20 protein-coding genes and 1 riboswitch are annotated in these 24,644 nt (G+C 70.4%); of the genes, 7 read left to right on the top strand and 13 right to left on the bottom strand.

The window, feature by feature from the left end:
• Positions 1–176: 176 nt before the first annotated feature.
• Together Ate02nite_RS03990 and Ate02nite_RS03995 are read right to left on the bottom strand one after the other, a co-directional pair.
• Positions 177–1,367: an RNA polymerase sigma factor gene (locus tag Ate02nite_RS03990; protein ID WP_203798807.1), complete on the bottom strand. Its 1,191-nt coding sequence runs from the start codon at positions 1,365–1,367 to the stop codon at positions 177–179.
• Entirely contained in the window at positions 1,355–1,726 is a 372-nt protein-coding gene (locus Ate02nite_RS03995) for a YciI family protein (protein WP_203798809.1), read from the bottom strand. The genes Ate02nite_RS03990 and Ate02nite_RS03995 overlap by 13 nt, the downstream gene beginning before the upstream one ends.
• Before the next feature lie 88 nt (positions 1,727–1,814).
• On the opposite strand from Ate02nite_RS03995, the gene Ate02nite_RS04000 reads away from it, so the two are divergent.
• Positions 1,815–2,237, top strand: a complete 423-nt coding sequence (locus Ate02nite_RS04000) for a YybH family protein (RefSeq protein ID WP_203798810.1) — start codon at positions 1,815–1,817, stop codon at positions 2,235–2,237.
• Here the strand turns inward: Ate02nite_RS04000 and dinB are convergent.
• Positions 2,234–3,418, bottom strand: a complete 1,185-nt coding sequence (gene dinB, locus Ate02nite_RS04005) for a DNA polymerase IV (RefSeq protein WP_203798813.1) — start codon at positions 3,416–3,418, stop codon at positions 2,234–2,236. The genes Ate02nite_RS04000 and dinB overlap by 4 nt on opposite strands.
• Positions 3,419–3,559: 141 nt before the next feature.
• Here dinB and Ate02nite_RS04010 point away from each other — a divergent pair, with 141 nt between their 5' ends.
• Both Ate02nite_RS04010 and Ate02nite_RS04015 read left to right on the top strand, forming a co-directional pair.
• Positions 3,560–5,503, top strand: a complete 1,944-nt coding sequence (locus Ate02nite_RS04010; protein ID WP_203798815.1) for a S53 family peptidase — start codon at positions 3,560–3,562, stop codon at positions 5,501–5,503.
• A gap of 158 nt (positions 5,504–5,661) precedes the next feature.
• On the top strand, positions 5,662–6,003 hold the full coding sequence (locus Ate02nite_RS04015) for an Hsp20/alpha crystallin family protein (RefSeq protein ID WP_203798816.1): 342 nt from the start codon (positions 5,662–5,664) through the stop codon (positions 6,001–6,003).
• Here the strand turns inward: Ate02nite_RS04015 and Ate02nite_RS04020 are convergent.
• From Ate02nite_RS04020 to Ate02nite_RS04060, 9 genes are all read right to left on the bottom strand, one after another.
• Entirely contained in the window at positions 5,972–6,589 is a 618-nt protein-coding gene (locus tag Ate02nite_RS04020) for a carbohydrate-binding protein (RefSeq protein ID WP_203798817.1), read from the bottom strand. The genes Ate02nite_RS04015 and Ate02nite_RS04020 overlap by 32 nt on opposite strands.
• A gap of 3 nt (positions 6,590–6,592) precedes the next feature.
• Positions 6,593–7,645 (bottom strand): ABC transporter ATP-binding protein, encoded by a 1,053-nt coding sequence (locus Ate02nite_RS04025; RefSeq protein ID WP_203798821.1) that lies wholly within the window; start codon positions 7,643–7,645, stop codon positions 6,593–6,595.
• 12 nt (positions 7,646–7,657) lie between these two features.
• Positions 7,658–8,746, bottom strand: coding sequence for an ABC transporter ATP-binding protein (locus Ate02nite_RS04030; protein WP_203798823.1), 1,089 nt, complete (start codon positions 8,744–8,746; stop codon positions 7,658–7,660).
• Between the two features lie 41 nt (positions 8,747–8,787).
• A complete protein-coding gene (locus tag Ate02nite_RS04035) occupies positions 8,788–9,765 on the bottom strand; it encodes an ABC transporter permease (RefSeq protein WP_203798825.1) in 978 nt (325 codons plus the stop codon).
• A gap of 117 nt (positions 9,766–9,882) precedes the next feature.
• On the bottom strand, positions 9,883–11,625 hold the full coding sequence (locus Ate02nite_RS04040) for an ABC transporter substrate-binding protein (protein WP_203798827.1): 1,743 nt from the start codon (positions 11,623–11,625) through the stop codon (positions 9,883–9,885).
• 32 nt (positions 11,626–11,657) lie between these two features.
• Positions 11,658–12,680 (bottom strand): ABC transporter permease, encoded by a 1,023-nt coding sequence (locus tag Ate02nite_RS04045; RefSeq protein WP_203798829.1) that lies wholly within the window; start codon positions 12,678–12,680, stop codon positions 11,658–11,660.
• Between the two features lie 583 nt (positions 12,681–13,263).
• Complete coding sequence (locus Ate02nite_RS04050; protein WP_203798831.1) at positions 13,264–14,178, bottom strand: TIGR03619 family F420-dependent LLM class oxidoreductase; 915 nt, start codon at positions 14,176–14,178, stop codon at positions 13,264–13,266.
• Positions 14,179–14,181: 3 nt separating this feature from the next.
• Positions 14,182–15,603 (bottom strand): Hsp70 family protein, encoded by a 1,422-nt coding sequence (locus Ate02nite_RS04055; RefSeq protein ID WP_203798833.1) that lies wholly within the window; start codon positions 15,601–15,603, stop codon positions 14,182–14,184.
• A 103-nt stretch (positions 15,604–15,706) separates the two neighbouring features.
• Complete coding sequence (locus tag Ate02nite_RS04060) at positions 15,707–16,420, bottom strand: tetratricopeptide repeat protein (protein ID WP_203798835.1); 714 nt, start codon at positions 16,418–16,420, stop codon at positions 15,707–15,709.
• A gap of 70 nt (positions 16,421–16,490) precedes the next feature.
• On the opposite strand from Ate02nite_RS04060, the gene cobF reads away from it, so the two are divergent.
• Positions 16,491–17,237, top strand: a complete 747-nt coding sequence (cobF, locus tag Ate02nite_RS04065; RefSeq protein ID WP_203798837.1) for a precorrin-6A synthase (deacetylating) — start codon at positions 16,491–16,493, stop codon at positions 17,235–17,237.
• A 7-nt stretch (positions 17,238–17,244) separates the two neighbouring features.
• On the opposite strand, the gene cobN is transcribed toward cobF, so the two are convergent.
• Positions 17,245–20,769, bottom strand: a complete 3,525-nt coding sequence (gene cobN, locus Ate02nite_RS04070) for a cobaltochelatase subunit CobN (RefSeq protein WP_203798839.1) — start codon at positions 20,767–20,769, stop codon at positions 17,245–17,247.
• Between the two features lie 50 nt (positions 20,770–20,819).
• Positions 20,820–20,892: riboswitch (cobalamin riboswitch) on the bottom strand.
• Positions 20,893–21,021: 129 nt separating this feature from the next.
• Here cobN and Ate02nite_RS04075 point away from each other — a divergent pair.
• The 3 genes from Ate02nite_RS04075 to Ate02nite_RS04085 are packed head-to-tail and all read left to right on the top strand — an operon-like array spanning position 21,022 to position 24,349.
• Positions 21,022–22,215 carry a ferredoxin-like domain-containing protein gene (locus tag Ate02nite_RS04075; RefSeq protein WP_275422776.1) on the top strand — a complete coding sequence of 398 codons (1,194 nt, stop codon included), beginning with the start codon at positions 21,022–21,024 and terminating at the stop codon, positions 22,213–22,215.
• A 2-nt stretch (positions 22,216–22,217) separates the two neighbouring features.
• Entirely contained in the window at positions 22,218–22,841 is a 624-nt protein-coding gene (locus tag Ate02nite_RS04080; RefSeq protein WP_203798843.1) for a precorrin-8X methylmutase, read from the top strand.
• A gap of 5 nt (positions 22,842–22,846) precedes the next feature.
• A complete protein-coding gene (locus Ate02nite_RS04085) occupies positions 22,847–24,349 on the top strand; it encodes a precorrin-2 C(20)-methyltransferase (RefSeq protein ID WP_203798845.1) in 1,503 nt (500 codons plus the stop codon).
• Positions 24,350–24,644 lie beyond the last annotated feature (295 nt).

Below are 24,644 nucleotides of genomic sequence, written 5' to 3' on the forward strand. Positions count from 1 at the left end.
TCCAAGAGCACTCCGTGACCGATCCGGGCCCGCGCCCAGGACCGCGGCAAACCGGTGCTCCCGGTGCTGCTCTCCGGGGAGAACTGGTTCGCCCTCTCCACCCTCAACTATTTCGACGCGCGCACCGACCGCCTGCCCGATCAGAGATTCCTGGACCGGACGTGGCCTAGCGGCGGTCACTCGGCTGCTTTCGACTCCAGGTAGCGCTGCTCGGGGCGGCTCAGCGTGAGCCGCGCGGCCCGGCGGTAATGCTCGCGCGCCCCGGCTCGGTCGCCGGCCAGCTCCAGCAGATGAGCTCGCACCGCTACGGTCCGGTGGTGCCGGGCCAGCACCGGATCGTCGGCGATTTCCTCCAGGGCGGCGAGCCCGGCCTCCGGGCCCTCGACCATGGCGCCCGCCACGATCCGGTTCAGCGTGACCATCGGGCTCGGGTCGAGAGCGTGCAGCATCCCGTACAGGGCCTGGATTTGCGGCCAATCGGTGTCCTCGGCCCGCGTCGCCTCGTCGTGGATCGCCGCGATCGCGGCCTGCAGCTGAAGCGGCCCGATCGGCGCCCGGGCCAGGGTGTCGGTGATGATCGCGACGCCTTCGGCGATCGCGGCCGCGTCCCAGCGGCTCCGGTCCTGCTCGGCCAGCGGGATCAGGGTGCCGTCCGGCCCGGTGCGGGCCGGCCGGCGCGCGTCGGTGAGCAGCATCAGGGCGAGCAGGCCGGCCACCTCGCCGTCGTCCGGCAGGCGCCGGTGCAGCTGCCGGGTGAGCCGGATCGCCTCCCGGGTCAGCTCCACCCGGTTCAGCGCGTCGCCGGAGCTGGCCGTGTAGCCCTCGTTGAAGATCAGGTAGAGCACGTGCCGGACCGCGGTCAGCCGGTCGCCGGTCGCGGGCAGGTCGAACCGGGTGCCGGTGTCCCGGATCCGCTGCTTGGCCCGGCTGATCCGCTGCCCGACAGTGCTCTCCGGCAACAACAGCGCCCGGGCGATCTCCGCGGTGGTGAGTCCGCCGACCGCCCGCAGGGTGAGCGTGATCTGGGCCGGCAGGCTCAGCGCGGGATGGCAGCAGAGCAGCAGCAACGCCAGCTCGTCGTCGCCCCGCACCGGCGGCGCGGGCTCGTGCCGGACCGCCTCCTCGCGGTTGCGCCGGGCGGTCTCGTTGCGCAGCAGCTCCACCCGTCGCCGGCCGGCCACGGTGATCAGCCAGTTCCGGGGTTGCTCCGGGACGCCGTCCGCCGGCCACTGCCGGGCGGCCGCGATCAGCGCCTCCTGCACCGCGTCCTCGCAGGCCTCGAAGTCGCCGTAGCGCCGCACCACGGCCGCCAGGACCTGCGGCGCGCACTCCCGCAACAGGTCCGGCAGCCCGGTCACAGCTCCCATGTGCTCATATCGAGGACCGGCCGCACCTCGACCCGGGTGTAGGCGGCGTCCGGCGCCTTCGCGGCCCAGGCGACCGCCTCGTCCAGGTCCGCGACGTCGATCAGGTAGAAGCCGGCCAGGTGTTCCTTGACCTCGGCGTACGGCCCGTCGGAGGTGATCGTCTTCCCGTCCCGCACCGAGACCTGGGTGGCCAGCGCCGGATCGCCCAGCCCCTCGCTGGCCACATGCACCCCCGCCTCGGACATCTCCTGGGTGAGCCGCAGGTGACCGCGCCCGAAGTCCTCGCGCTGCTGCTCGGAAAGCGTCTCCCAGACCGCGAGCGACTGCGGGTTCGACTGAATCAGGATCAGGTATTTCATGGCTTCTCTCCTTCTCTCTTTCCCCGGATGTCGAAACTGCCCGGCCCGGCTTCGACATCCCGGGAAAGAGAGAAGGGTAGGACCCGTCATGGACGAGATCCGGGAAGTCATCGAGACCAAGGCCGCGCTGCTGCGGAAAGGCGATATCCAGGCCATCCTGTCGTACTACGCGCCCAGTTACGTCGAATACACCCTCGCACCGCCGCTGCAGCAGCCCGGCGACGGCCGCGACCCGGCCCCGCTGGCGGCCTGGTTCGCCACCTTCGAGGCACCGCCGAGCCGCGAGGTGACCCGCCTGGAGATCACCACCGACGGCGACGTGGCGTTCGCCACCAGCCTCGACTGCCTGACCGCAGTGCCCCGCGGCGCGACCGAGAGCTTCACCCTGTGGTTCCGGGTGACGCTGGGCCTGCGCCGCATCGACGGCCGCTGGCTGGTGACTCACGAACACGAGTCGGTCCCCTTCGAGATGGACGGCTCGTTCCGCGCCTCGATCGGGCTCACGCCCTAATCCGGCAGGATCGGGACCGACGGGTTGAGGTCGCGGCCCAGGGTGGCGGCCCGGGTCAGCAGGTTGGAGCCGAAGCGGTCCCGGACCGCGTCCATCGCGACGTCCAGGCCGTCGTCGGACAGCTCGTCGAACAGGGACGGCTGGATGGCGCCGTCGGTGTCCAGGTTGCTCACCGCCACGCCGACCAGGGTCAGGCCCCGGGTCTCGATCAGCGGGCGGGCCTCGGACAGCAGCGAACGCGCGGTGTCCAGCACCGCTCGGGTCTGCATGGTGGCCTTGAGCAGGCTGCGGGAGCGGGTGGCGCGGCCGAAGTCGTCGAAGCGCAGGCGCAGCGTCACCGTGCGGCCGGCCCGGTTGGCGCCGCGCATGCGGCGGGTCACCCGGTCGACCAGGGCGGCCAGGGTGGCGTCGATCTCGGCGAACGGGCGGGGGCGGCGGCCCAGCGCGCACTGCGAACCGATCGAGCCACGCCGGTGGCCGACCCGGACCCGGCGCGGGTCGTGGTTGTGGGCCAGCGCGTGCAGGTGCCGGCCGGCGTGCGCGCCGAGCATGGTGACCAGGGCGGCCTCGCCGATCCGGGCCACGTGGCCGACCGTGTTGATGCGGTGTTCGCGCAGCTTGGCCGAGGTGACCGGGCCGACTCCCCAGAGGCGCTCGACCGGGAGCGGGTGCAGGAAGTCGAGCTCGGCGCCGGCCGGCACCTCGAGCAGACCGTCCGGCTTGCCGACCGCGCTGGCCACCTTGGCCAGGAACTTGGTGCCGGCGATGCCGACCGTGATCGGCAGGCCGACCCGCTCCCGCACCTCGGCCCGGAGACGGGCGGCGATCTCCCGCGGCGAACCCCGGATCTTGCGCAGGCCGGTGACGTCGAGGAAGGCCTCGTCGATCGAGATGCCTTCGACGAGCGGGGTGGTGTCGCGGAAGACCTCGAACACGGCTTTGCTGGCCGCGCTGTACGCCCGCATGCGCGGCGGGACCACGACGGCGCGCGGGCAAAGCGCCCGGGCCTGGGTCAGGCCCATCGGGGTGCGGACGCCGCAGGCTTTGGCCTCGTAGCTCGCGGCGAGCACCACGCCCATGCCGACCAGCACCGGGCGCCCGCGCAGCCCCGGGTCGTCGCGCTGCTCGACCGACGCGTAGAACGCGTCGAGGTCGGCGTGGAGGATGCTCACGCAGAGCATCTTAGAACATATGTTCGATCGAGCAAAGGCCCTCTGAGCTGGGAAGATATCTATCTATGCAACAGGAATTTATTCGCGTGACTATTGACCGGCGAACATCGACCGGCGTTATGTGGGGAGGTTCATCCATTTGGAGGCACAGTGAAGTCAAGAACGCTGGCGATGGTTGTCGCACTCGGCACCGCCGCCGCCTCTGTCCTCGGAGCGGGCCCGGCCACCGCCGCATCCCGCCCCGGACGGCACGCCCTCAGTGGCAGCCAGCCGCGCTGGCTGGCCCGGGCCAAGGCCACCGGCAGCGCACCGGCCGCCGCTGAGTCCATCTCCTTCGGCATCCTGCTCAAGCTGCGCGACAACGCGGCCGCCGAAGCCACCTTGGCCAAGATCTCCGACCCGGCGAGCGCCAGCTACGGCAAGTGGCTGACGACGGCCGACTTCAAGGCTCAGTACGCGCCCGCCCAGTCCGATGTCGACTCGGTTCGCACCTGGCTCAAGGGGCAGGGCTTCGCCCTGCGGGACACCCTCGGCGGGATGTACGTCGAGGCGTCCGGCACCACCGCACAGATCAACAACAGTTTCGGTACGACGGTGAAGAACTACTCGTACCAGGGCAAGACCGTGCACGCGAACAGCACCGAACTGTCCCTGCCGGAGAACACTCCGTCGGCGGTGCTCGGCGTCGTCTCCGGCGTGCTCGGCCTCGACCAGGGCCAGGCGCTCAAGACCCCGGGTGACACCCTGCCGGGCCCGGACACTGGCTTCCGGGCGGGCACGCCCTGCTCGTCCTACTACGGCGAGAAGACCGCGTCGGCCCAGCCGGCCGCCAACGGCAAGAAGCAGCCCTACGTCGTCTGCGGTTACCAGCCGAAGCAATACCAATCGGCGTACGGCGTGCGTGACCTGATCAAGCGCGGCATCGACGGGCGTGGCGTGACCGTGGCGGTCACCGACGCGTTCGCCTCGCCGACGATCGCGGCCGACCTCAAGACCTACAACCGCAAGCACGGCCTGCCCGCGTTCGGCCGGCAGCAGTTCTCCCAGATCACTCCCGGCCCGGACGGCTACGACCTGGTCGACGAGTGCGGCGGCGCCGGCTGGTACGGCGAGGAGACCCTGGACATCGAGGCCGTGCACTCGCTGGCCCCGGGCGCCAAGATCGTCTACGTGGGCGGGGCCGACTGCTCGACCGGCCTCGACGAGGCGTGGGCCGCCACGATCGACAACCACGTGGCCGACATCGTCACCAACTCGTGGGGCACCGGCACCGACAAGGTCGAGGACCTCGGTCAGGAGTTCATCGACTTCTACCAGCAGTTCTCACTGGAGGCCGCGCTGACCGGCATCACCGTGGACTTCTCCAGCGGTGACGCCGGCGACGAGACCCAGGGCGGCACCGTGCCCGAGGCGAAGACGGTCGACTTCCCGGCCGACCTGCCGTACGTGACGGGCGTCGGCGGCACCAGCGTCGGCATCGACAAGCACGGCAACCGGGTGTGGGAGCACGGCTGGCAGACCGCGTACTCGCCGCTCTCCACGGACGGCAAGACCTGGGGCACCCCGGCGTACTCGTCCGGTGGTGGCGGCGGCACGAGCATCCTGTTCGACCAGCCGTTCTACCAGCGCGGCGTCGTGCCGGACTCGATCTCGAAGTACTTCGGTGCGACCCGGATGCGGACCGTCCCGGACATCTCGATGCCGGGTGACCCGAACACCGGCTTCATCGTCGGCCAGACCCAGGAGTTCACCGACGGCACGTACTACGACGAGTACCGCATCGGTGGCACCAGCCTGGCGTCGCCGCTGCTGGCCGGTCTCCAGGCGGTGCAGAGCCAGAAGGCGCACCACCCGGTCGGCTTCGCCAACCCGGCCTACTACCGCAAGGCCGGTACCGCGGCGATCACCGACATCACCGCGCCGCGCACGCCGGTCCTGCAGGTCCGGACGAACTTCGTGAACGGCGAGGACGCCGCCGACGGCAAGCAGTTCCTGCTGCAGACGGTCGACGTGCAGACGACGACCATCCACAGCACCCGCGGTTACGACGCCGAAACCGGCGTCGGTGTCCCCGGGCCTGGCTTCTTTAAGTAAGCAGCGTTCAAGTAGTCAATTAACACGTCGGAAATCGATGTGGGGCGGGCCACGTTGCCCGCCCCACACTTATATGAGGGAATTCCACAGCGAGATTCTCGATCGAGTAGACGTGAGCTCACAAGGCTCAAGTTTGCATCCCGCTGGAGGAACCACCCATGTTGCTTCGTGCCGCGAACGTGCGCGTCCTCGACACCGCCGGCCGTAGCTCAGGCGCCCGTTTCGACGCCTACCGGATCGACGATACTTTTCACATCGACATCGACCTGCCGGGCGTCGACCCGGCCGGCATCGACATCAGCGCCGACGACCAGACCCTGACCGTCCGGGCCCGGCGCGCCGAGGGGCTCACCGCCCCCGACCACTGCCAGGTGCTGGTGGCCGACGCGCTGGACTGTGACCGGGTCGACTGCCGCTACGAGGACGGCGTGCTGACCCTGCGCATCCCGGTCCGGGAAAAGGCCGCGGTCAGTGCTGGAACAGCAGCCAGTTCACGTTGAGGAACTCGCCGTCGTCCTCCCGGTCGAACGTGAAGTAGACCGTGTGGGCGCCGGTGATCGGCGTGGTCAGCGTCACCTCGTCGGTCCGCCAGTTCTGCCACCCACCGGTCTTGGTGACCCGCAGCGTGCCGACCGGGTCCCCGGTGGGTGAGTCCAGCCGCACGTCCATCCGGCCGCTGTCCGCGTCGCTGGCCACCCGGACGTCCAGCTTCGTCGCCGGCACCTCGCCGAACACGATGTTGTCGAAGCGCAGGTAGTCACCGGCCGCGATCCAGCCGACGTTCTGCCCGCCGCCCTCGTCCTCGGTGTCCTGCGACTGGATGCCCTGATTGCCGCTGGCCGCCTCGGCCTGCAGCGTCTGGTAGACGGTCGGGGTCGGCGGCGCCGAGGTGGTGGGTGCGGCGGCGGCCGACGACGGCTGTTCGGACGACGCAACAGCCGCCGGAGCTGCCGCGGACGGCGTGTCCTGCCAGCGCCCGATCCCGTACCCGACCAGCAACAATCCCACCGCACCCAGCGCGAACAGTGCGCGCTGCCGGGTGCGGTGGGCTCGGGTGCGGTAGACCGACGGGGACGGCGTCACCATCGCTTAGACCGCTTCGGCGACGATCGATTCGACCGGCGGCTCGGCGAAGTGACAGGCCACCACGGTGTCCCCGACCGGCTTGCGCTCCAGCGCCGGGTCGGAGGTGGCACAGATCTCCTCCGCCTTCCAGCAGCGGGTGCGGAACCGGCAGCCGGACGGCGGGTCGACCGGGCTGGGCACGTCGCCGACCAGGCGGATCCGGTGCTTCGGCGGAACCCCCCGGACCACGCCGATGTCCGGCACGGCGGAGAGCAGGGCCTGGGTGTACGGGTGCTGAGGCGTCTCGTAGAGCGCGTCCCGCGGGCCCTCCTCGACCATCCGGCCCAGGTACATCACCGCGACCCGGTCACAGAAGTGCCGGACCACGCCCAGGTCGTGGGCGATGAAGACGAACGCGATGCCCAACTCCTTGCGGAGGTTCTCCAGCAGGTTCATCACCTGGGCCTGGATGGACACGTCGAGCGCCGACACCGGCTCGTCGGCCACGATGATCTTCGGCCGGGCGGCCAGCGCGCGGGCGATGCCGATGCGCTGCCGCTGACCGCCGGAGAACTCGTGCGGGTAGCGGTTGTAGTGCTCCGGGTTGAGGCCGACGACCTCGAGCAGTTCCTGCACCCGCTTCAGCTCGCCGCCCTTGGGCACCATGCCGTGCGTACGCAGCGCGGTGCCGACGATCGTGCCGACGGTGTGCCGCGGGTTGAGCGACGAGTACGGGTCCTGGAAGATCAGCTGGATCTCGCGCCGGTACGGCCGGAGCTTGCGCTCGGACATGTGCGCGATGTCGACGCCCTCGTACTTGATCTCGCCGGCCGTCGGCTCGAGCAGCCGGGTGATCAGCCGGGCCGTCGTGGACTTGCCACAGCCGGACTCGCCGACCAGGCCCAGCGTCTCGCCGGGCTGCACGGTCAGGCTCACTCCGTCGACGGCCTGCACCCACTTGGTGCCACGGGCCAGGAGGCCTTCGCCCTTCGTCCGGAAGTGCATCTTCACGTCGTTGAGCTCCAGCAGCGGAGCACCCGCGACGCGTTTGATGCCGGACTTGTCGGTGGTGGTCATCGTCAGATCCTCTTACGGCAGCCGGGGCAGGACTTCGGTCTCGAACACCTTGTCGGGTTCCTTCAGGTGGCACCGGGAGGTGCGGCCCTGGTCCGCAGTCCGCGGGATGAGTTCCGGCTTCAGAGTCCGGCACAGGTCGCCGCCCACCCGGTCGCGGAATTCGCAGCGCGGGTGGAAGGCGCAGCCGCTCGGCATCGCGAGCAGGCTGGGCGGGGAGCCCGGGATCGGGTGCAGCGGGCCGGGCGTGCCGGACACCGCCGGGATGCTTTCCAGCAGGCCCCAGCTGTACGGGTGCAGCGGGCTGCCGAGGATCTTCTCGACCGGGCCGTGCTCGACCGCGTTGCCGCCGTACATCACCAGGATGTCGTCGGCGATCTCGGCCACCACACCCAGGTCGTGGGTGATGAAGACGACCGCCGAGCCGAAGTCGCGCTGCAGGTCGGCGATGAGGTCGAGGATCTGGGCCTGCACGGTCACGTCGAGGGCCGTGGTCGGCTCGTCGGCGATCAGCAGCTTCGGGTCGTTGACCAGCGCCATCGCGATCATGGCGCGCTGCCGCATGCCGCCGGAGAACTCGTGCGGATATTGGTCCACGCGCCGCGACGGGTTGGGGATGCCGACCCGGCCGAGCATGTCGACCGCGCGTGCCTTGGCCGCCCGCTTCGAGACGTTGTGGTGCGCCCGGTAGGACTCGGTGATCTGGGCACCGATCGTGAAGAACGGGTGCAGCGACGACTGCGGGTCCTGGAAGATCATCGCGGCATCGGCGCCGCGGTAGCTCATCAGGTCCTTCTCGGACATGCCGACGACCTCCTTGCCGCCGACCTTGATCGACCCGGAGATCCAGGTCGACTTGCGGTCGTGCAGGCCGAGGATGGCCATGCTGGAGACGCTCTTGCCGGAGCCGGACTCGCCGACGATCGCCAGCGTGCGCCGCAGCGGCAGCGCGTAGCTCAGGCCCTGCACCGCCTGCACCTTGCCGTCCGCCGTAGGGAACTGGACGTGCAGGTCGGTGACCTCGAGGTACGCCTCTTCCCCCTCGGCGCGGGCGCGGGGGGTACGGGTGACCGTCTGCGGTGCCCGTACGGTCTGGTCGGTCATGTTGCCGCCTTGCGGGACAGATGGGGTGTTCGCGTCGGAGGTCATCCGAGCCGCACCCGAGGGTCAAGGACCGTGTACAGGATGTCTACCAGCAGGTTCATCACTACCAGGACCGTGGCGCCGACGATCACGCCACCCATCAGCACCGGCAGGTCGTACTGGTTGAACGCGTTGATGATGCGGGTGCCGAGGCCGGGCAGCTGGAAGATGCGCTCGGTGAAGATCGTGTTGACCAGCTGATAGGCGACGTCGACGCCGAAGATCGTGATGACCGGGGTCATCGCGGCCCGCAGGCCGTGCCGGTAGACCACGCGCCGCTCCGAGATGCCCTTCGACCGGGCGGTGCGGGTGAAGTCCTGCCCGAGAGCCTCGATCATCGAGGCGCGCGAGTACCGGGTGTACTGGGCCGAGTTGGTCAGGCCGAGACAGAGCCAGGCCGCGAGCAGGCCGCCGGCCCACTGGATCGGATTCTCGAAGAACGAGGTGTACTGCGATCTCGGCAGGAACGTGGCGTACAGCGCGATGACCAGGGCGACGATGAAGTACGGCACCGAGCCGATCACCAGCGACGTGCCGACCGCGGCCTTGTCCAGGGTCGTTCCTCGAACCCGGGCCGCGATGGTGCCGATCAGTACGCCGAAAATCAGGTAGATGGTCGCGCCGCCGATGACGATCGACAGCGTGACGGGGACGGCGCGCGCCAGCAGATCGGTGACGGGGACGCCGAGGATGTACGAGTAACCGAGGCAGGGCGCGTCGCAGTGCCGGGTTACCCCGCCGGCGGTGTAGTCACGACCGACCGCGATGCCTTTGAAGTAGAGACCGATCTGCTCGACCATGGGTTGGTCAAGATTGAGGCTGTTGGTGATGTCCTTCAGCCGTTCGGGCGTGCACTTCGGGCCGCAGATCACGCCGGCCGGGTCATGCGGCGCGGCGAAGAACAGCAGGAAACTGCACACCACCGTGACTATCACGACCGAGATCGCACTGATCACGCGTCGCAGGATGTAGAACAGCACGGCGGCACCTCATGTAGATAGGGATAGATCGAGATGGGTGACTGGGAGAGCGCCGGGTAGGCGTGATCGGTGGCCCGGCCGCCGGAGCGACCGGGCCACCGACCGAACTGACCTAGGTCAGCTCTTCAGGTACAGGTCCGGGAAGAACGGCATACCCACGGTCGCGTCGCCGACGGCGCCACCGATGTTGGTGCCGGACACCACGGCCATCTTGGTGTAGTACCACGGCAGGGCGACGTACTTGCCCATGATCTCCTCGTCGAGGGCGGCCCACTTGGTGGTCGCCTCGTCGGTCGGCAGGTTCGCGACGTCCTCGATCTTCTTGTCCAGGGCGGCGTCCTGCTGGAAGCCCCAGGACGTACCCTCGCTGATCGCCTTCGACTCGAACATGACCGGCAGCCACGAGGAACCGGTCGGCCAGTCGGAGCACCAGCCACGCGGGCCCTGACCGGTGTTGACCGGAGCGTCGTAGTCGCCGACCTTGGCGCGCAGGTCGGCCGTGGCCACACCGATCGCCTTGACCTTGAAGCCGGCCTTGGTGAGGGCGTCGGCCCGGATGTTCGAGATCTGCTGCGGGATCGGCTTGGTGTTGTCGTAGTACCAGCTCAGCTCGAAGCCGACCTTGCCGGCGTCGGTCAGGAGCTTCTTGGCACCGTCGGGGTCACCAGCACCGGTACCGGTCAGGTCCGGCAGCGGGGAGTACTTGGTGTGACCCGGAACGCCCGGGGGAAGGAAGGTGCTGGCCGGCTCGGCGGTGTAGTCGTTGTTGCCGTTGGCCTTGGACAGCGCGTCCCACGGGTACGCCTTGGCGATCGCCTTACGGATGTTGATGTCCGTGATCTTCCGCGTGTCGATGTTGAACACGTAGAGGCAGGGGCTCTCACCCTTGATCAGCTGGTTGGCCTTGTCGCCGGTCAGCTGCGGGATCAGCGAGGCGTCGACCTCGTCGTAGGCGAGGGAGTTGGCGTCCTCGCCGGCCGAGTTCAGCACCTTCTGCTGCAGGGTGACGAGCTCGCCGCCCCACTTGAAGTTCCACGCGTCGGCGTACTGGTGCCGGACCGGGTCGGTGTTGGCGTCCCAGTTCGGGTTCTTCTTCAGCGTCAGCGAGGTGCCCGGAACGTACTCGTCGAACATGTACGGGCCGGTCGAGATCGGGTGGTTCTTGTAGTCCTGCTTGGTGTCCTTGGCCTTCGGGATCGGCGTGAAGGCCGGGAAGGTCAGGTAGAACGGCAGGTCGGCGAACGGCTTCGCCAGGTGGATGATCAGGGTGTCGGTGCCCTGGGTCTCCACGCCGGCGTAGGTGTCACCGTCGGTGTACGGGCCCTTGTACTTGTCGCCGTCCTTGAAGTAGGACAGCTGGTACGCCGGGCCGTTCGGGTACACGTCGTGAGCGAAGGACCGCTTGATCGCGTACGCCAGGTCCTCGACCTTGACGTCGGTGCCGTCCTCGTACTTGAACGTGCCCGTCAGCTTGAACGTCCAGGTCAGCTTGTCCGCCGAGACCGTACCGAGGTCGGTCAGGTCGGGGACGAGGACCGGCTGGCCGTCGCGGATGTCGTACTGGGTGGGGGTACGGAACGTAAGCTTCTCGATCTCGTTCGAGTCGGTGTAGTACGTGTCCGTGGGGTCCAGCGTCGACGGCGTGGTCTGGGCGACGATCGTGATCGTGCCGCCCTTCTTCGCGCCGGCAACCTCAGCCGCCGGACCCTTGGCGTTCGGGTCGGTCGCTGCCTGCTGGGCCGAGATCTTGCCGGTGTCGCCCTTGCCTGTGTCGTTCTTGGACGACGGGCTGCCACAGCCCGACAGTCCTATCGCCACGGCGGCAGTCGCCGCCACGGCCACCTTGAAGCGCCTTGCCATTTCTCCTCTTCCTTAACAATGCGTCGACGGGGTCACCGTCGTGTGCGGGGATCGAAAGCATCTCGGATCGAGTCACCGAGCAGGCTCAGCGCCAGCACCAGGATGCTGATCGCCAACACGGGCAGCCACAGGTAAAGCGGGTCGGCCCGGTAATACGTCGTGGCGTTGCTGATCGTGAGCCCCCACGACGGGGTCGGCTCGACCAGACCCACGCCAAGGAAGGTCAGACCCGCCTCGGCGACGATGTAGGTCGGCAGTGCCAGCGAGGTGGAGATAATGATCGGCGCCACCAGGTTCGGCAGCAGTTCCTTGAACAGCACCTTGTGCGTGGGCACACCCAGCACCTTGGCGGCGGCGATGAACTCGCGCTCCCGCAGCGACAGCACCTCGCCGCGGATGAGCCGGGCCAGGCTGGCCCAGCCGAAGAAGGAGAGGACCAGGATCAGCGCGAGGAACCGCGACCTGGTGACCTGGCTGACGTCCGCCTCGGTCGGGTTGTCGCCCATCACGCTGAGGATCACGGCCGGGGCCGCGATCGCGAAGAGCAGGTAGGGCAGGCTCAGGACGAAGTCGACGACCCAGGAGATGACCCGGTCGATCCAGCCGCCGAGGAAGCCGGCCAGCAGGCCCATGACCACGCCGACCACGCCGGTGATCGCGGTGACCGTGATGGCCACGATCAGCGACGGCCGGGCTCCGTAGACGAAGCGGGCGAACAGGTCGCGGCCGAGTCGCGGCTCGATGCCGAACCAGTGCTCACTGGTGAACGAGATGGTCGGAAAACCGTACTCGTCGATCAGGTCCTGGTGCAGCGTCGTCGTGTCCTGGCCCTCGAGCTTCGCGAGAAGCGGGGCGAACACCGCGATCAGGATGAAGAAGACGAAGATGCCCAGGCAGACCATGGCGAGCCGGTCCTTGCGCAAACGCGCGAGGGCGATCTGGGTCGGCGACTTGTGCCGAGTTACGACCTTCTTCGGTTGACCTGTCGGAGCCGTCATCGCGTCGATCGACGCGCCCTTCGGCTCCAGCGCGGCCTCTTCGATCAGTGGTTCCACGCTTCAATCACCTCCATCGAACGACACACCCTCACATGCGCCGTGCGCGAGAGGTATTCGGATGCTGCGGTTGGGAAGGTAGCCCGGAAAACGTCCGCAGGAAATGAGTTGACGCATCGAATGAATAACAGCCAGCTGAAAGCGCCATACCATCCAGGTCATCCCAAGCGCAGCCCCGCTGGGGCACGAACAGCCATTTGATCGGACAAATCACTCGTTTGGGCGACCGTGCGAGTCCAATTTGCCGGATATCACAACCCAAAGGGCAATCGTACGGTTGCGCAAAGTTATCGAAGTCACGCTTCGACCCGCAACAGCCGCTGTTTCGTCAGGGTTTCACCGACATGTCGATCTTGGCAGGGTGCCAACCAGGGATCCTGCGGCGGTGAGCGCTCCCACACGGAAGATCTGCGGCGGATCGGCCCGAAAGTCCCCGGATCGACGGCCCAACGGCCCTTCCGGGCACGGTTCTGCGCTGGGCTCGGCTACCGAACGGAGTCGGCCGAAAGGTTTCGCGAGCCATTCTGATTACGAATCGGACGCCATTTCACGCCATTCCCCGGACTTAGACGGGCGTCATCCCTCACGTTGCGAAGTCGGTCGGCGCCAGATCGGTGATGATCGCTTCGGCCCGCTCCAGGGCCGCCTCCGGGTCCGCGTCCGGGCCGCCCAGCTCCGGATCCCAGTTCAGGTCGTAGAACAGCTCGGTCACGCCGGCCTGGGCGTACAACTCGGCGCCGGCCCGGATCTGCTCGGCGTCCCCGGACAGCGGCAGCGCATCGTCCCGTTCGCCGGCCTTCACCCAGCCCCGCACCACGATGCGCACTTCGTCGGGGTCCCGCCCGGATTCCTCGGCGGCCCGGCGCACCACCTGCGCGCCCCGCGCGACGTCCTCGAGCCGGGCCCGGCTGCTGCTCACCCAGCCGGCCGCGATCCGGCCGGCCCGGCGCAGCGCCGCGTCGGCGGTGCCACCCAGCAGCACCGGCGGCCCGCCCGCCTGCACCGGCGCGGGCGCCGACCGGCTCGGCGGAACGGTGTAGAACTCGCCGTCGAAGGAGGCCACCGGGTCGTTCCAGAGGGTCCGCAGCGCGGCCAGGTACTCCTCGGTGCGCCGGCCCCGCGGGTTCGGATCCGAACCGGTCGCCACGAACTCCGGCTCCGACCATCCGGTGCCCAGGCCCAGGTCGTGCCGGCCGCCGGAGAGCACGTCCAGGGTGGCCGCCTGCTTCGCGAGGTAGGCCGGCGACACGTACGGCAGGTTGATCACCGCGACGCCCAGCCGGATACGCGACGTGAGCGCGGCCGTGTAACTCAGCGCCACCATCGGATCGAGCACGCTGCGGTAGACCGGCGCCAACTCCTGGTCAACACCGACGAGGAGCCGCTGAAACGACCACAGCCCGTGATAGCCGAGCTCCTCGGCCAACTTCCCGAACCGACCCAGCGCCACGGGCGTCGCCCACGCCCCGGACACCGGCAACCCCAGGCTGATCAACATGCTTCACGGTAACTGAGCGCTGTCGTACGCGGCCGACAAGGCCTCGCCCAACTCGGTCAACCGGCGGTCCGGCGCCGCCGCCTGGATCGCACCCACGAACGCCAGGTAGGCGGCCCGCAACGAGGCGCGCCCGCCGTCCCGGGCGGTGGCCAGCAGGTCGCGGGTGGCCACGGTGACCGGGCGGAAGTCGGCCGGGGTCTCGGCCGGCACGCCGGGCAGCAGATCGGGCGGGTCCGGCTCGCCCAGGGCCGCGGCCGGGTTCGGGTCGGCCATCTCGGCACGCAGGCGCAGGTTGGCGCCGAGCAGGCCGGGACGGGAGCCCTCGAAGGTCAATGCCGGCTCGTACTCCCGGGCGATCAGTCCGGCCCCCCGCGCGTTCAGCTCGGCCGGGTCGATGTCGGCCCGGATGCCGTCCGGGCCGAGGCCGAAGTAATCGGTGAGCCGCTCCCGGATCGACGGGATCCGGGTCGAGCCACCGGCCAGCAGCACCTGGTCGACGCCCCGCCGGACGATCCGGTGCTCCAACTCGGCGGCGGCCAGGGCGGCCGTCAGGTAACCCAGCGTCTTGGTCACGTCCGCCTCGATCATCGCCTCGAAGGCTCGCCGGGACAGCGGCACGGTCGCGCTGACCGTGGCGGTGAGCAGCGGCAGCTCGAGGACCGTGGTCTCGGTGGTGGAGAGCTCACGCTTGCGCAGCTCGGCCTCCCGCCGGATCCGCCGGCGAACGTCCTCGTCCCGGCTCAGGTCGACGTGGTGGCGTTCGCGGATCTGACGTAACACGTACCCGACGATGTGCTCGTCGAAGTCGTCGCCGCCCAGCTGCGGGTCACCGGCCGCACCCAGCACGGCCACCCCCTCCGGCCCGACCCGCACGATCGCCGTGTCGAAGGTGCCTCCACCCAGGTCGTAGATCGCGTAGGTCCACTCGCGGTCGTCGGCCCCGAGCGCCATCGCGGCCGCCACCGGGTCGTCGAGCAGCCGGCGCAGGTTGAGCTGGGCCAGCCCGGCCGCCTCCCGGATCGCGCGGCGCTGCGGCTCGCCGGCCGAGCCGGAAACGGTGATCACCGCGTCGTGCACCGAGCCGCCGAGGAACGCCTCCGCCTGCCGTTTCAGCTCGATCAGCAGGAAGGCGCAGATCTCCGGCGGACGGTAGTGCCGGCCGCGCAGCCGGAGCCGCTCGTCGGTGCCCAGGTCGCGCTTGATCCCGTCGATCTGCGGCAGCGCGTCGCTCATCGAGGGCCGGCCGACCACGATCCGGCCGGCCGCATTTTGCCCGACCACCGCCGGCATCGTGGGTGAGCCGTCCGGGCCCGGGATGACGATCAGCTTCGCGCCGTCCCAGACCGACGTCGTGCACGAGGACGTGCCGAGGTCGATGCCGATGACCGGGTGGTAGGGAGTAGACGAAGCACTGTGCTCGGTCAAGGCCGCCCCCTATGACCAGCTCGCTGTCAGTTAACTTACAGACCACTTAACTGATCATGATCGATCCGTCGGAATCCCGACGAACGCTGGACATCGGGAACGCTCAGGTTCCTCTGGCCTCGGCGTCCTGCAGCGCCCGCTCGGCCCAGCCGATCCGCTGGGCGCTCAGGCCGACCGTACGGGCCTGGTAGACCGCCTCCTGCAGCAGCCGCATCGCCTCGGCGCGGTTGCCGGCGGCCAGCTCGGCCTCGCCGAGCGCGAGCGTGCCGGTGGCGATCCGGCGCGGGTCGCCGTAGCGCTCCCGCAGCACCTGCGACATGCGCAGGTGCCGCAGCCCCTGCTCCGGATCGCCGGCCACGTAGACGTGGAAGAACCCGAGGTGCCGGTGCACCTCGGAGCGCACCATCTCGTCGGCGTACCGCTCGGCGAGCTCGAGCGCCTCGCCGTAGAACGGCATCGCGGTGGCCCAGTCGCCGCGCAGCACCTGATGCACCAGACCCAGCCCGAACAGCGACTCGGCCGCCCCGGCCGGGTCGTCGGCCTCCCGCTGGATGGCCAGGGCCTCCTGGAACAGCCGCTCCTCGGCCGGCCAGTCGGCCCGGCTCAGGTCCTCGCCGATCGCCGCGAAGTGCAGCAGCATGCCGAGCCGGGTCAGCGCGGCCGCCTCGTCGATCCGGTCCCGGTCGCGCCGGGCGCGGTCCCGCGCCGCCTCCAGCAGTTGCCGCGCCGGCAGGTAGTCACCGGTGCGGAAGGCCGCCTCCAGCATCGCCTCGTTGCCCGCGGCGAGCAGTGCCCCGGCGGTCGGCTCGCTCCCCATGGACATAGACGCTACTAAAAGTCCGATCGGCGCCGCGTTCGCGTCCCTGGGTGCCGCGATAGCCTGACTTGTGCGGAAGATCTACGTGATCGGGATCGGTGCGGGTCACCCGGACCACCTGACGTTGCAGGCGGCCAAGGCGATCGGGCGGACCGACGTCTTCTTCGTGCTCGACAAGGGCGAGGCGAAGGAGAGCATGATCGAGCTCCGGCGCCGGATGATGAAGGCGTACGGCCGGCCCAGCCGCCGGATCGCCGAGGGCCGCGACCCCGACCGGGACCGCACGCCAACGGACTACCAGGGCACCGTCGCCGACTGGCGGCACCGCCGCTCCGAGGTGACCGAGGCGCTGATCAGCGAGCACCTGCTGGACGACGAGACCGGCGGCTTCCTGGTCTGGGGCGACCCGTCCCTCTACGACTCGACCACCGCGATCCTCGAGGAGATCCTGGCCCGCGGCCAGACCCTTTTCGAGTACGAGGTGATCCCGGCCGTCAGCAGCGTCTCCACCCTGGCCGCCAAGCACCGGATCCCGCTGAACCGGGTCGGCCGCCCGTTCCAGGTGACCACCGGCCGCCGCCTGGCCGACGAGGGCTGGCCGGCCGGCGTCGACGACGTGATCGTCATGCTCGACGCCCAGCAGGCCTTCACCGCCCACCCGGACGCCCACATCTACTGGGGCGCCTACCTGGGCACGGAGGACGAGCTGCTGGCCTCCGGCCCGGTGTCCGAGGTGGCCGACGAGATCCTCCGCATCCGCGCCGAGGCCCGCGAGAAGCACGGCTGGATCATGGATACCTACCTGCTGCGGCGCTAGGGCTTATCTAGTGGTCCTCCAGGTCGCCCTCGGTGGCCAGGAAGACCTCCTGCAAGGCCGACAGCGTCTCCGGGGACGGGGCCTCCCACAGCTTGCGGTCGGCCGCCTCCAGCAGGCGCTCGGTGATGCCGTGCAGGGCCCACGGGTTCGAGTCCTGCATGAACTTCTGGTTCTCCGGGTCCAGCACGTAGCTGGCGGCCAGCTGTTCGTACATCCAGTCGGTCACCACGCCGGCGGTGGCGTCGAAGCCGAACAGGTAGTCGACCGTGGCGGCCAACTCGAAGGCGCCCTTGTAGCCGTGCCGGCGCATCGCGGCGATCCAGCGTGGGTTGACCACGCGGGCCCGGAAGATGCGGGCGGTCTCCTCGGTCAGGCTGCGGGTGCGGGTGGCGTCCGGGTTGGTGGAGTCGCCGACGTACGCGGCGGGGGCCTTACCGGTCAGCGCGCGCACCGTGGCGATCATGCCGCCGTGGTACTGGAAGTAGTCGTCCGAGTCGGCGATGTCGTGTTCGCGGGTGTCGATGTTCTTGGCCGCCACGTCGATCCGGCGGTAGGCGTTCTCCATGTCCGGGCGCGCGGGCACGCCGTCCAGGCCACGCCCGTACGCGAAGCCGCCCCACACCGCGTACACCTCGGCCAGGTCTTTGTCGTCCCGCCAGTTTCGGCTGTCGATGAGCGGGAGGATGCCGGCGCCGTAGGCGCCCGGCCGGGAACCGAAGATGCGCATGGTGGCCCGCCGCCAGTCACCGTGCGACTCCTGGTCGCGCAGCGCGTGGTCACGCACGTAGTTGTCCGGCTCGTCGATCTCGGCGACCAGCCGGAAGGCATCGTCGAGCATGGCCACCACGTGCGGGAACGCGTCCCGGAAGAAGCCGGAGATGCGGACCGTGACGTCGATGCGGGGGCGGCCGAGCTCGGCTTTCCCGATCGGCTCGAGCCCGGTGACCCGGCGGGAGGCCGGGTCCCAGATCGGGCGTACGCCGATCAGGGCGAGGATCTCGGCGATGTCGTCGCCGGCCGTGCGCATGGCGCTGGTGCCCCACGCGGAGAGGCCGACCGACCGGGGCCAGTCGCCGTAGTCGGCGCGGTAGCGGGCCAGCAGCGAGTCGGCCATCGCCTGGCCGGTCTCCCAGGCGAGCGCGCTGGGGATCGCCTTGGGGTCGACCGAGTAGAAGTTCCGGCCGGTCGGCAGCACGTTGATCAGGCCGCGCAGGGGTGAGCCGCTCGGCCCGGCCGGCACGTAACCGCCGTCCAGCGCGTGCAGCACGTTGGTCAGCTCGTCGGTCGTGCGGGCAAGCCGCGGCACCACCTCGGTCGCGGCGAACTCCAGCACGCGCCGCACTTCGGGATTGTCCGAGATGTCGGAGGCATCAGTCGGCCAGCCCGCTTCCTCCATCGCCGTGACCAGCGCCCGCGCCAGAGCCTCCACCTCGTCGGTGCGCGCCGTCGAGGCGTCCTCCGCAAGCCCGAGCGCCTCGCGCAGGCCGGGCAGCGCGGCCACCTTGCCGGCCCACATCTGCCGGGCCCGCAGCATCGCCAGCACCAGGTTGATCCGGGCCTCGCCGACTGGCGCGGCCCCGAGGATGTGCAGGCCGTCGCGGATCTGCACGTCCTTGACCTCGCACAGCCAACCGTCGACGTGCAGGATGAACTCGTCGAAGTCGTCGTCGCCGGGCCGGTTGTCCAGGCCGAGGTCGTGGTCCATCTTGGCGGCCTGGATCAGGGTCCAGATCTGGGCCCGGATGGCCGGCAGCTTGGCCGGGTCGAGAGCGGCGATGTTGGCGTGCTCGTCGAGCAGCTGCTCGAGGCGGGCGATGTCGCCGTACGACTCGGCCCGCGCCATCGGCGGAATCAGGTGGTCGACAAGCGTGGCGTGCGCCCGGCGCTTGGCCTGGGTGCCCTCGCCCGGGTCGTTGACCAGGAACGGGTAGATCAGCGGCAGGTCGCCGAGGGCCGCGTCGGTGCCGTCGCTGGCCGACATGCCGACGTTCTTGCCCGGCAGCCACTCCAGGTTGCCGTGCTTGCCGACGTGCACCACCGCGTGCGCCCCGAACTCATCGGCCAGCCACCGGTAGGCGGCCAGGTAGTGGTGGCTCGGCGGCAGGTCGGGGTCGTGGTAGATGGCCACCGGGTTGGCGCCGAAGCCACGCGGCGGCTGCACCATGACCACGACGTTCTCGTCGCGGATCGCGGCCAGCACGATGTCGCCGTTGTCGACATAGAGCTCGCCGGGCGGCGGCCCCCAGTGCTGCACCATGCGGGCCTGGAGATCATCGGGAAGCGTGGCGAAGAACGCCGAATACCGCGCCGACGAGATCCGCACCTTGTTCGCCGCCAGCTGGTCCTCGGTCAGCCAGTCCGGGTCCTGCCCGCCCGCCGCGATCAGCGTGTGGATCAGCCCGTCGCCGTCGTAGTCGCCGAACGACCCGATTTTGTACCCGGCGGAACGCATCGCGGCCAGCAGCGCGACCGTCGAGGCCGGGGTGTCCAGGCCGACCGCGTTGCCGATCCGGGAGTGCTTGGTCGGGTAGGCCGACAGCATCAGCACGATCTTCCGCTCGGTCGCCGGCACGTGCCGCAGCCGGGCGTGCGCGACCGCGATGCCGGCCACCCGCGCCGCGCGTTCGTCGTCGGCCACGTAGACCGACAGCCCGTCCGGGTCGATCTCCTTGAACGAGAACGGCACCGTGATGATCCGGCCGTCGAACTCGGGGATCGCCACCTGGGTGGCCGCGTCCAGCGGCGACAGCCCGTCGTCGCTGGCCTCCCACGCGGCCCGGCTGCTGGTCAGGCACAGCCCCTGCAGGATCGGCACGTCCAGGCCGGCGAGCACACCGACGTCCCAGGCCTCGTCGTCGCCGCCGGCGCCGACGGTCGCCGGCTTGGTGCCGCCGGCCGCGAGCACGGTGACGATCAGGGCGTCGGCCGTACGCAACTCGGCCAGGAGCTCTTCCGAGGCAGTACGCAAAGAAGCGGTGAAGATGGGCAGCGGCCGCGCGCCCTTCGCCTCGATCTGGCGGCACAGCGATTCGACGAACGCGGTATTCCCGGCCATGTGGTGGGCCCGGTAGTAGAGCACCGCGACCACCGGCCCGGTCGCCGTCGTCTCGCGCGGCAGCGGTCCCCAGTCCGGCGCGGCCACCGGCGCGGCGAAGCCGTGCCCGGTGAGCAGCACGGTGTCGGAGAGGAAGTGGAAAACGGCGCCCAGGTTTTCCGCCCCGCCCTGCGCGAGGTAGGAGTGCGCCTCGGCGGCCACCCCGGCCGGCACGGTGGAGAGCTTCATCAGGTCGGCGTCCGGCGCCTGCTCGCCGCCCAGCACGACCACCGGGACCGGCCCGGCCAGCAGCGCGTCGAGCCCCTCTTCCCAGGCCCGGCGGCCGCCCAGAATCCGGACCACGACGAGCTCGACCCCGTCGAGCAGGCCGGGCAGGTCGGCCACGCCGGTGCGGGCCGGGTTGGCCAGGCGCCAGTCGGCCGCGCTGGCCCGGGCGCTGAGCAGGTCGGTGTCGGAGGTCGACAGCAGCAGAAACACGCGCGCTCCCCTCGGGGTCCGCGCCCCGGGTAGTCGGATCACGGCGACCGGAGTTCCTGGCTCCCGAGCCTGGTAGGCCTGGTGACAGTGGCGGGACCGCGCCGGACTCTCACCGGCTTCCTCCGCGGCGTCGCCGCTCGTGACCTCCCAGCCTTCCGGGCCGCGCCGACCGCCGTCAAGCCGGGGTGTGGTGTGTGACGATGCCGACCCGAGGATGCGTTCATGTCGGTGGTCCTCCGTAGGATCCGGCACGTGCCCCACCCGATCCGCCAGTCCGAGACCGACGCCTGCCCCGGCGCGCTGAAGCTGCATCAGGCAGCCGACGGCCCGCTCGCACGCGTCCGGCTTCCCGGCGGCCGGCTGACCGGCACCCAGCTGACCGCGCTGGCCGCGATCGCCGCCGCATCCGGCGACGGCAGCCTGGAACTGACCTCGCGGGCCAACGTCCAGCTGCGCGCGCTGACCCGGACAAACCCGACGGATCTGGCGGCCCGGCTGTCGGCCGCCGGCTTACTTCCCACGGCAACCCACGAGACCGTACGCAACATCGCCGCCCCGCCGCTGGCCGACCGCCCGACCCGCACCCTGATCCACGACTTGGACGCCGCCCTCTGCGCCGACCCGGCGCTGGCCGCCCTGCCCGGCCGCTTCCTGTTCGCCCTCGGCACCGTCCCGCTGGTCCCCGACGTCGCCGCGGTCCCGGACGGCGACCACTTCGCCGTGCTGTTCGCCGGCCACGACGAGGGCCTCCGCGTCCCCGCCGACCGGGTGGTCCCGGCGCTGCTGGCCGCCGCGCACGCGTTCCTGGACGCCCGCGCCCGCCACCAGGGCAGGCCGGCGTGGCGCCTCGCCGAACTGCCCGGCGGAGCTCGCGCGATCGCCGAGCAGACGGCCGCACGGCTGGGCGTCACCCTGCGCGACGAGCCTGCGCTCGTTCCCGACTACCCCGCGTCGCCGGTGGGTGTGCTGCCGCAACCCGACGGGCTGTTCGCGGTGGGGGCGATCGTTCCGCTCGGCCGGCTGACCGGCGTACAGATGAAGGTTTTGGCCGAAGCCGATCAGCTGGTCGTGACCCCCTGGCGTGGGGTCGTGGTGGCTGATCTGCCGCCGGCGGCGGCGTCGGACTGGCAGCGCCGCCTGACCGAGGCCGGCCTGCCGGCCGCCCCTGACTCCCGCTGGACCGGCGTGACCGCCTGCGCCGGCCTCCCCGGCTGCGCCAAGTCCCGCGCCGACATCCGCGCCGACGCCCTGGCCACCACCCGCTTCGTCGACGGCCTCCCTGTGCACTGGCTCGGCTGCGAGCGCGGTTGCGGTTCCCCCGCCGGCCCACACGTCCGCGTCGAGGCCACCCCCCATGGCTACGCCGTCACCACCCCCGACGGTCCGGTCACCCACCCCCACGCCGCGGATCTGGCGGCGGCCGTCGTCGCGGCACGCAGGAGCTGAGCATGAAATTCGACTATGAGCGGGACGGGGCCGAGATCTACCGGCGGTCGTTCGCGACCATCCGGGCCGAGGCCGACCTGTCGGCGTTCCCGGCGGAGGTGAGCCGGGTCGTGGTGCGGATGATCCACGCCTGCGGGATGGTCGACCTGCCGGCCGACGTCGGGTTCAGCCCGCTGGTGGCGCGGGCCGCGCGCAAGGCGCTGCTCGACGGGGCGCCGATCCTGTGCGACGCCGAGATGGTCGCCTCCGGGATCACTCGCAAGCGGCTGCCGGCCGGCAACGAGGTGGTCTGCACGCTGCGCGACCCGGCCGTGCCGGAACTGGCCGCGAAGCTCGGGACCACGCGCAGCGCGGCGGCCCTCGACCTCTGGGGCGACCGGCTCGGCGGCAGCGTGGTGGCGATCGGGAACGCGCCGACCGCGCTGTTCCGGCTGCTGGAGATGATCGCGGCGGGGGCGCCGCGGCCGGCCGCGGTGCTGGGCATTCCGGTCGGGTTCATCGGCGCGGCCGAGTCCAAGGAGGCGCTGGCCGCCTCCGACCTGGAACACCTGGTCGTGCGCGGGCGCCGGGGTGGCAGCGCGATCACCGCCGCCGCGGTCAACGCCCTGGCATCGGAGACGGAGTGACAGCCATGGCCGGAAAGCTCTACGGCGTGGGCGTCGGCCCCGGCGACCCGGAACTGATCACCGTGAAGGCCGTCCGGCTGATCGAGAACGCCGACGTGGTGGCCTATCACGCGGCCCGGCACGGGCGCAGCAACGCGCGGGCCATCGCGGCGGCACACCTGCGGGACGGGCAGATCGAGGAAGCGCTGATCTACCCGGTGACCACCGAGACCACCGACCATCCGGGCGGGTATCAGGGCGCGATCGACGACTTCTACGCCGAGTCGGCGGCCCGGCTCGCCGCGCACCTCGACGCGGGCCGGGACGTGGTGGTGCTGGCCGAGGGGGACCCGTTCTTCTACGGCTCCTACATGCACATGCACAAGCGCCTCGCCGACCGCTACGAGACCACCGTCGTCCCGGGGGTGACCTCGGTGAGCGCCGCGTCGGCCGCGCTCGGCCGGCCGCTGATGGAACGCGACGAGGTGCTCACCATCCTGCCGGGCACGCTGCCGGCCGGGGAGCTGGCCGCGCACCTGGCGTCCACCGAGTCGGCCGCCGTGATGAAGCTGGGCCGCACCTTCCCGAACGTCCGGGAGGCCCTGGAGCGCTCGGGCCGGCTCGCCGACGCCTGGTACGTCGAGCGGGCCACCACGACCGGCGAGCGCACCGCCCCGCTCGCCGACGTCGACCCGTCGACCGTGCCGTACTTCTCGCTGGCCCTGCTCCCGAGCCCGGCCGCGGCCGGGTTCAACCGACCGGCGGAAAGCACCGACGGGGACGGCGAGGTCACCGTGATCGGGCTGGGGCCGGGCGACCCGCGCTGGCTCACCCCGGAGGCACGGGCCGCGATCGCCGCCGCCGACGACCTGATCGGCTACGGCCCCTACCTCGACCGGGTCGCCGCCCGGCCGGGTCAGCGCAAGCACGCCTCGGACAACCGGGTCGAGGCCGAACGGGCCGCGTTCGCGCTCGATCTGGCCCGGCGCGGGCACCGGGTCGCGGTGATCTCGGCGGGTGACCCGGGGGTGTTCGCGATGGCCGCCGCCGTGCTCGAGGTGGCCGACGACCCGCAGTGGAAGGACGTTCCGGTGCGGGTGGTGCCGGGGCTGACCGCGGCCCAGGCGGTGGCGGCCCGGGTCGGCGCGCCGCTCGGCCACGACTTCTGCGTGCTGTCCCTGAGTGACCGGCTCAAGCCCTGGTCGGTGGTCGAGTCGCGGCTGGTCGCCGCGGCCCGGGCCGACCTGGTGATCGCGATCTACAACCCGGCCTCGAAGTCACGCACCGCGCAGTTGGTGCGGGCCCGAGCGGCGCTGCTGGAGCACCGCTCGCCGGAGACGGTGGTGGTGATCGGGCGGGACGTGGGCGGTCCGACCGAGTCGGTGCGGGTCACCACCCTGGCCGAGCTGGACCCGGCCACGGTCGACATGCGCTGCCTGTTGTTGATCGGTTCGAGCCAGACCCGGGCGGTCGCGGGCGCCGATGGAACGACCCGCGTCTACACACCGCGGCACTACCCCGAGGCGTAACTACCAACTCGCAACCCGGGCCCGGGTTTATCCGGCAGGAAACCACCTTTTTCGTCGCCACAGAATGCATTCTCCAGCGGCGTCGATACCGTTCGGCATCCGTTTGGCAACCCGGCAAATGATCACCAAAAACCGCGTTTCCGCAGCTCAGGACGGCTGCACGAGGCAAATAGTCCGACGTTTCGGTTGCGGCAACCGGGCTGCGACCGAGGCGCACCAACGAAGCAATCAGCGAACTATGACACCCCTAATGCAACTGCGCCGATTGGAGGGCCGCTCAACAAACTGACTCCGT

The organism is Paractinoplanes tereljensis (assembly GCF_016862435.1).
In the GTDB taxonomy this organism is placed as follows: Bacteria; Actinomycetota; Actinomycetes; order Mycobacteriales; family Micromonosporaceae; genus Actinoplanes; species Actinoplanes tereljensis.

Coding starts and splice junctions, on each gene's coding strand:
- Ate02nite_RS04030 (WP_203798823.1), bottom strand. CDS start 8,746: ATGACCGACCAGACCGTACGGGCACCGCAGACGGTCACCCGTACCCCC.
- Ate02nite_RS04020 (WP_203798817.1), bottom strand. CDS start 6,589: ATGGTGACGCCGTCCCCGTCGGTCTACCGCACCCGAGCCCACCGCACC.
- Ate02nite_RS04015 (WP_203798816.1), top strand. CDS start 5,662: ATGTTGCTTCGTGCCGCGAACGTGCGCGTCCTCGACACCGCCGGCCGT.
- Ate02nite_RS04025 (WP_203798821.1), bottom strand. CDS start 7,645: ATGACCACCACCGACAAGTCCGGCATCAAACGCGTCGCGGGTGCTCCG.
- Ate02nite_RS04000 (WP_203798810.1), top strand. CDS start 1,815: ATGGACGAGATCCGGGAAGTCATCGAGACCAAGGCCGCGCTGCTGCGG.
- Ate02nite_RS03995 (WP_203798809.1), bottom strand. CDS start 1,726: ATGAAATACCTGATCCTGATTCAGTCGAACCCGCAGTCGCTCGCGGTC.
- Ate02nite_RS04080 (WP_203798843.1), top strand. CDS start 22,218: ATGAAATTCGACTATGAGCGGGACGGGGCCGAGATCTACCGGCGGTCG.
- dinB (WP_203798813.1), bottom strand. CDS start 3,418: ATGCTCTGCGTGAGCATCCTCCACGCCGACCTCGACGCGTTCTACGCG.
- Ate02nite_RS03990 (WP_203798807.1), bottom strand. CDS start 1,367: ATGGGAGCTGTGACCGGGCTGCCGGACCTGTTGCGGGAGTGCGCGCCG.
- Ate02nite_RS04050 (WP_203798831.1), bottom strand. CDS start 14,178: ATGTTGATCAGCCTGGGGTTGCCGGTGTCCGGGGCGTGGGCGACGCCC.
- Ate02nite_RS04060 (WP_203798835.1), bottom strand. CDS start 16,420: ATGGGGAGCGAGCCGACCGCCGGGGCACTGCTCGCCGCGGGCAACGAG.
- Ate02nite_RS04085 (WP_203798845.1), top strand. CDS start 22,847: ATGGCCGGAAAGCTCTACGGCGTGGGCGTCGGCCCCGGCGACCCGGAA.
- Ate02nite_RS04040 (WP_203798827.1), bottom strand. CDS start 11,625: ATGGCAAGGCGCTTCAAGGTGGCCGTGGCGGCGACTGCCGCCGTGGCG.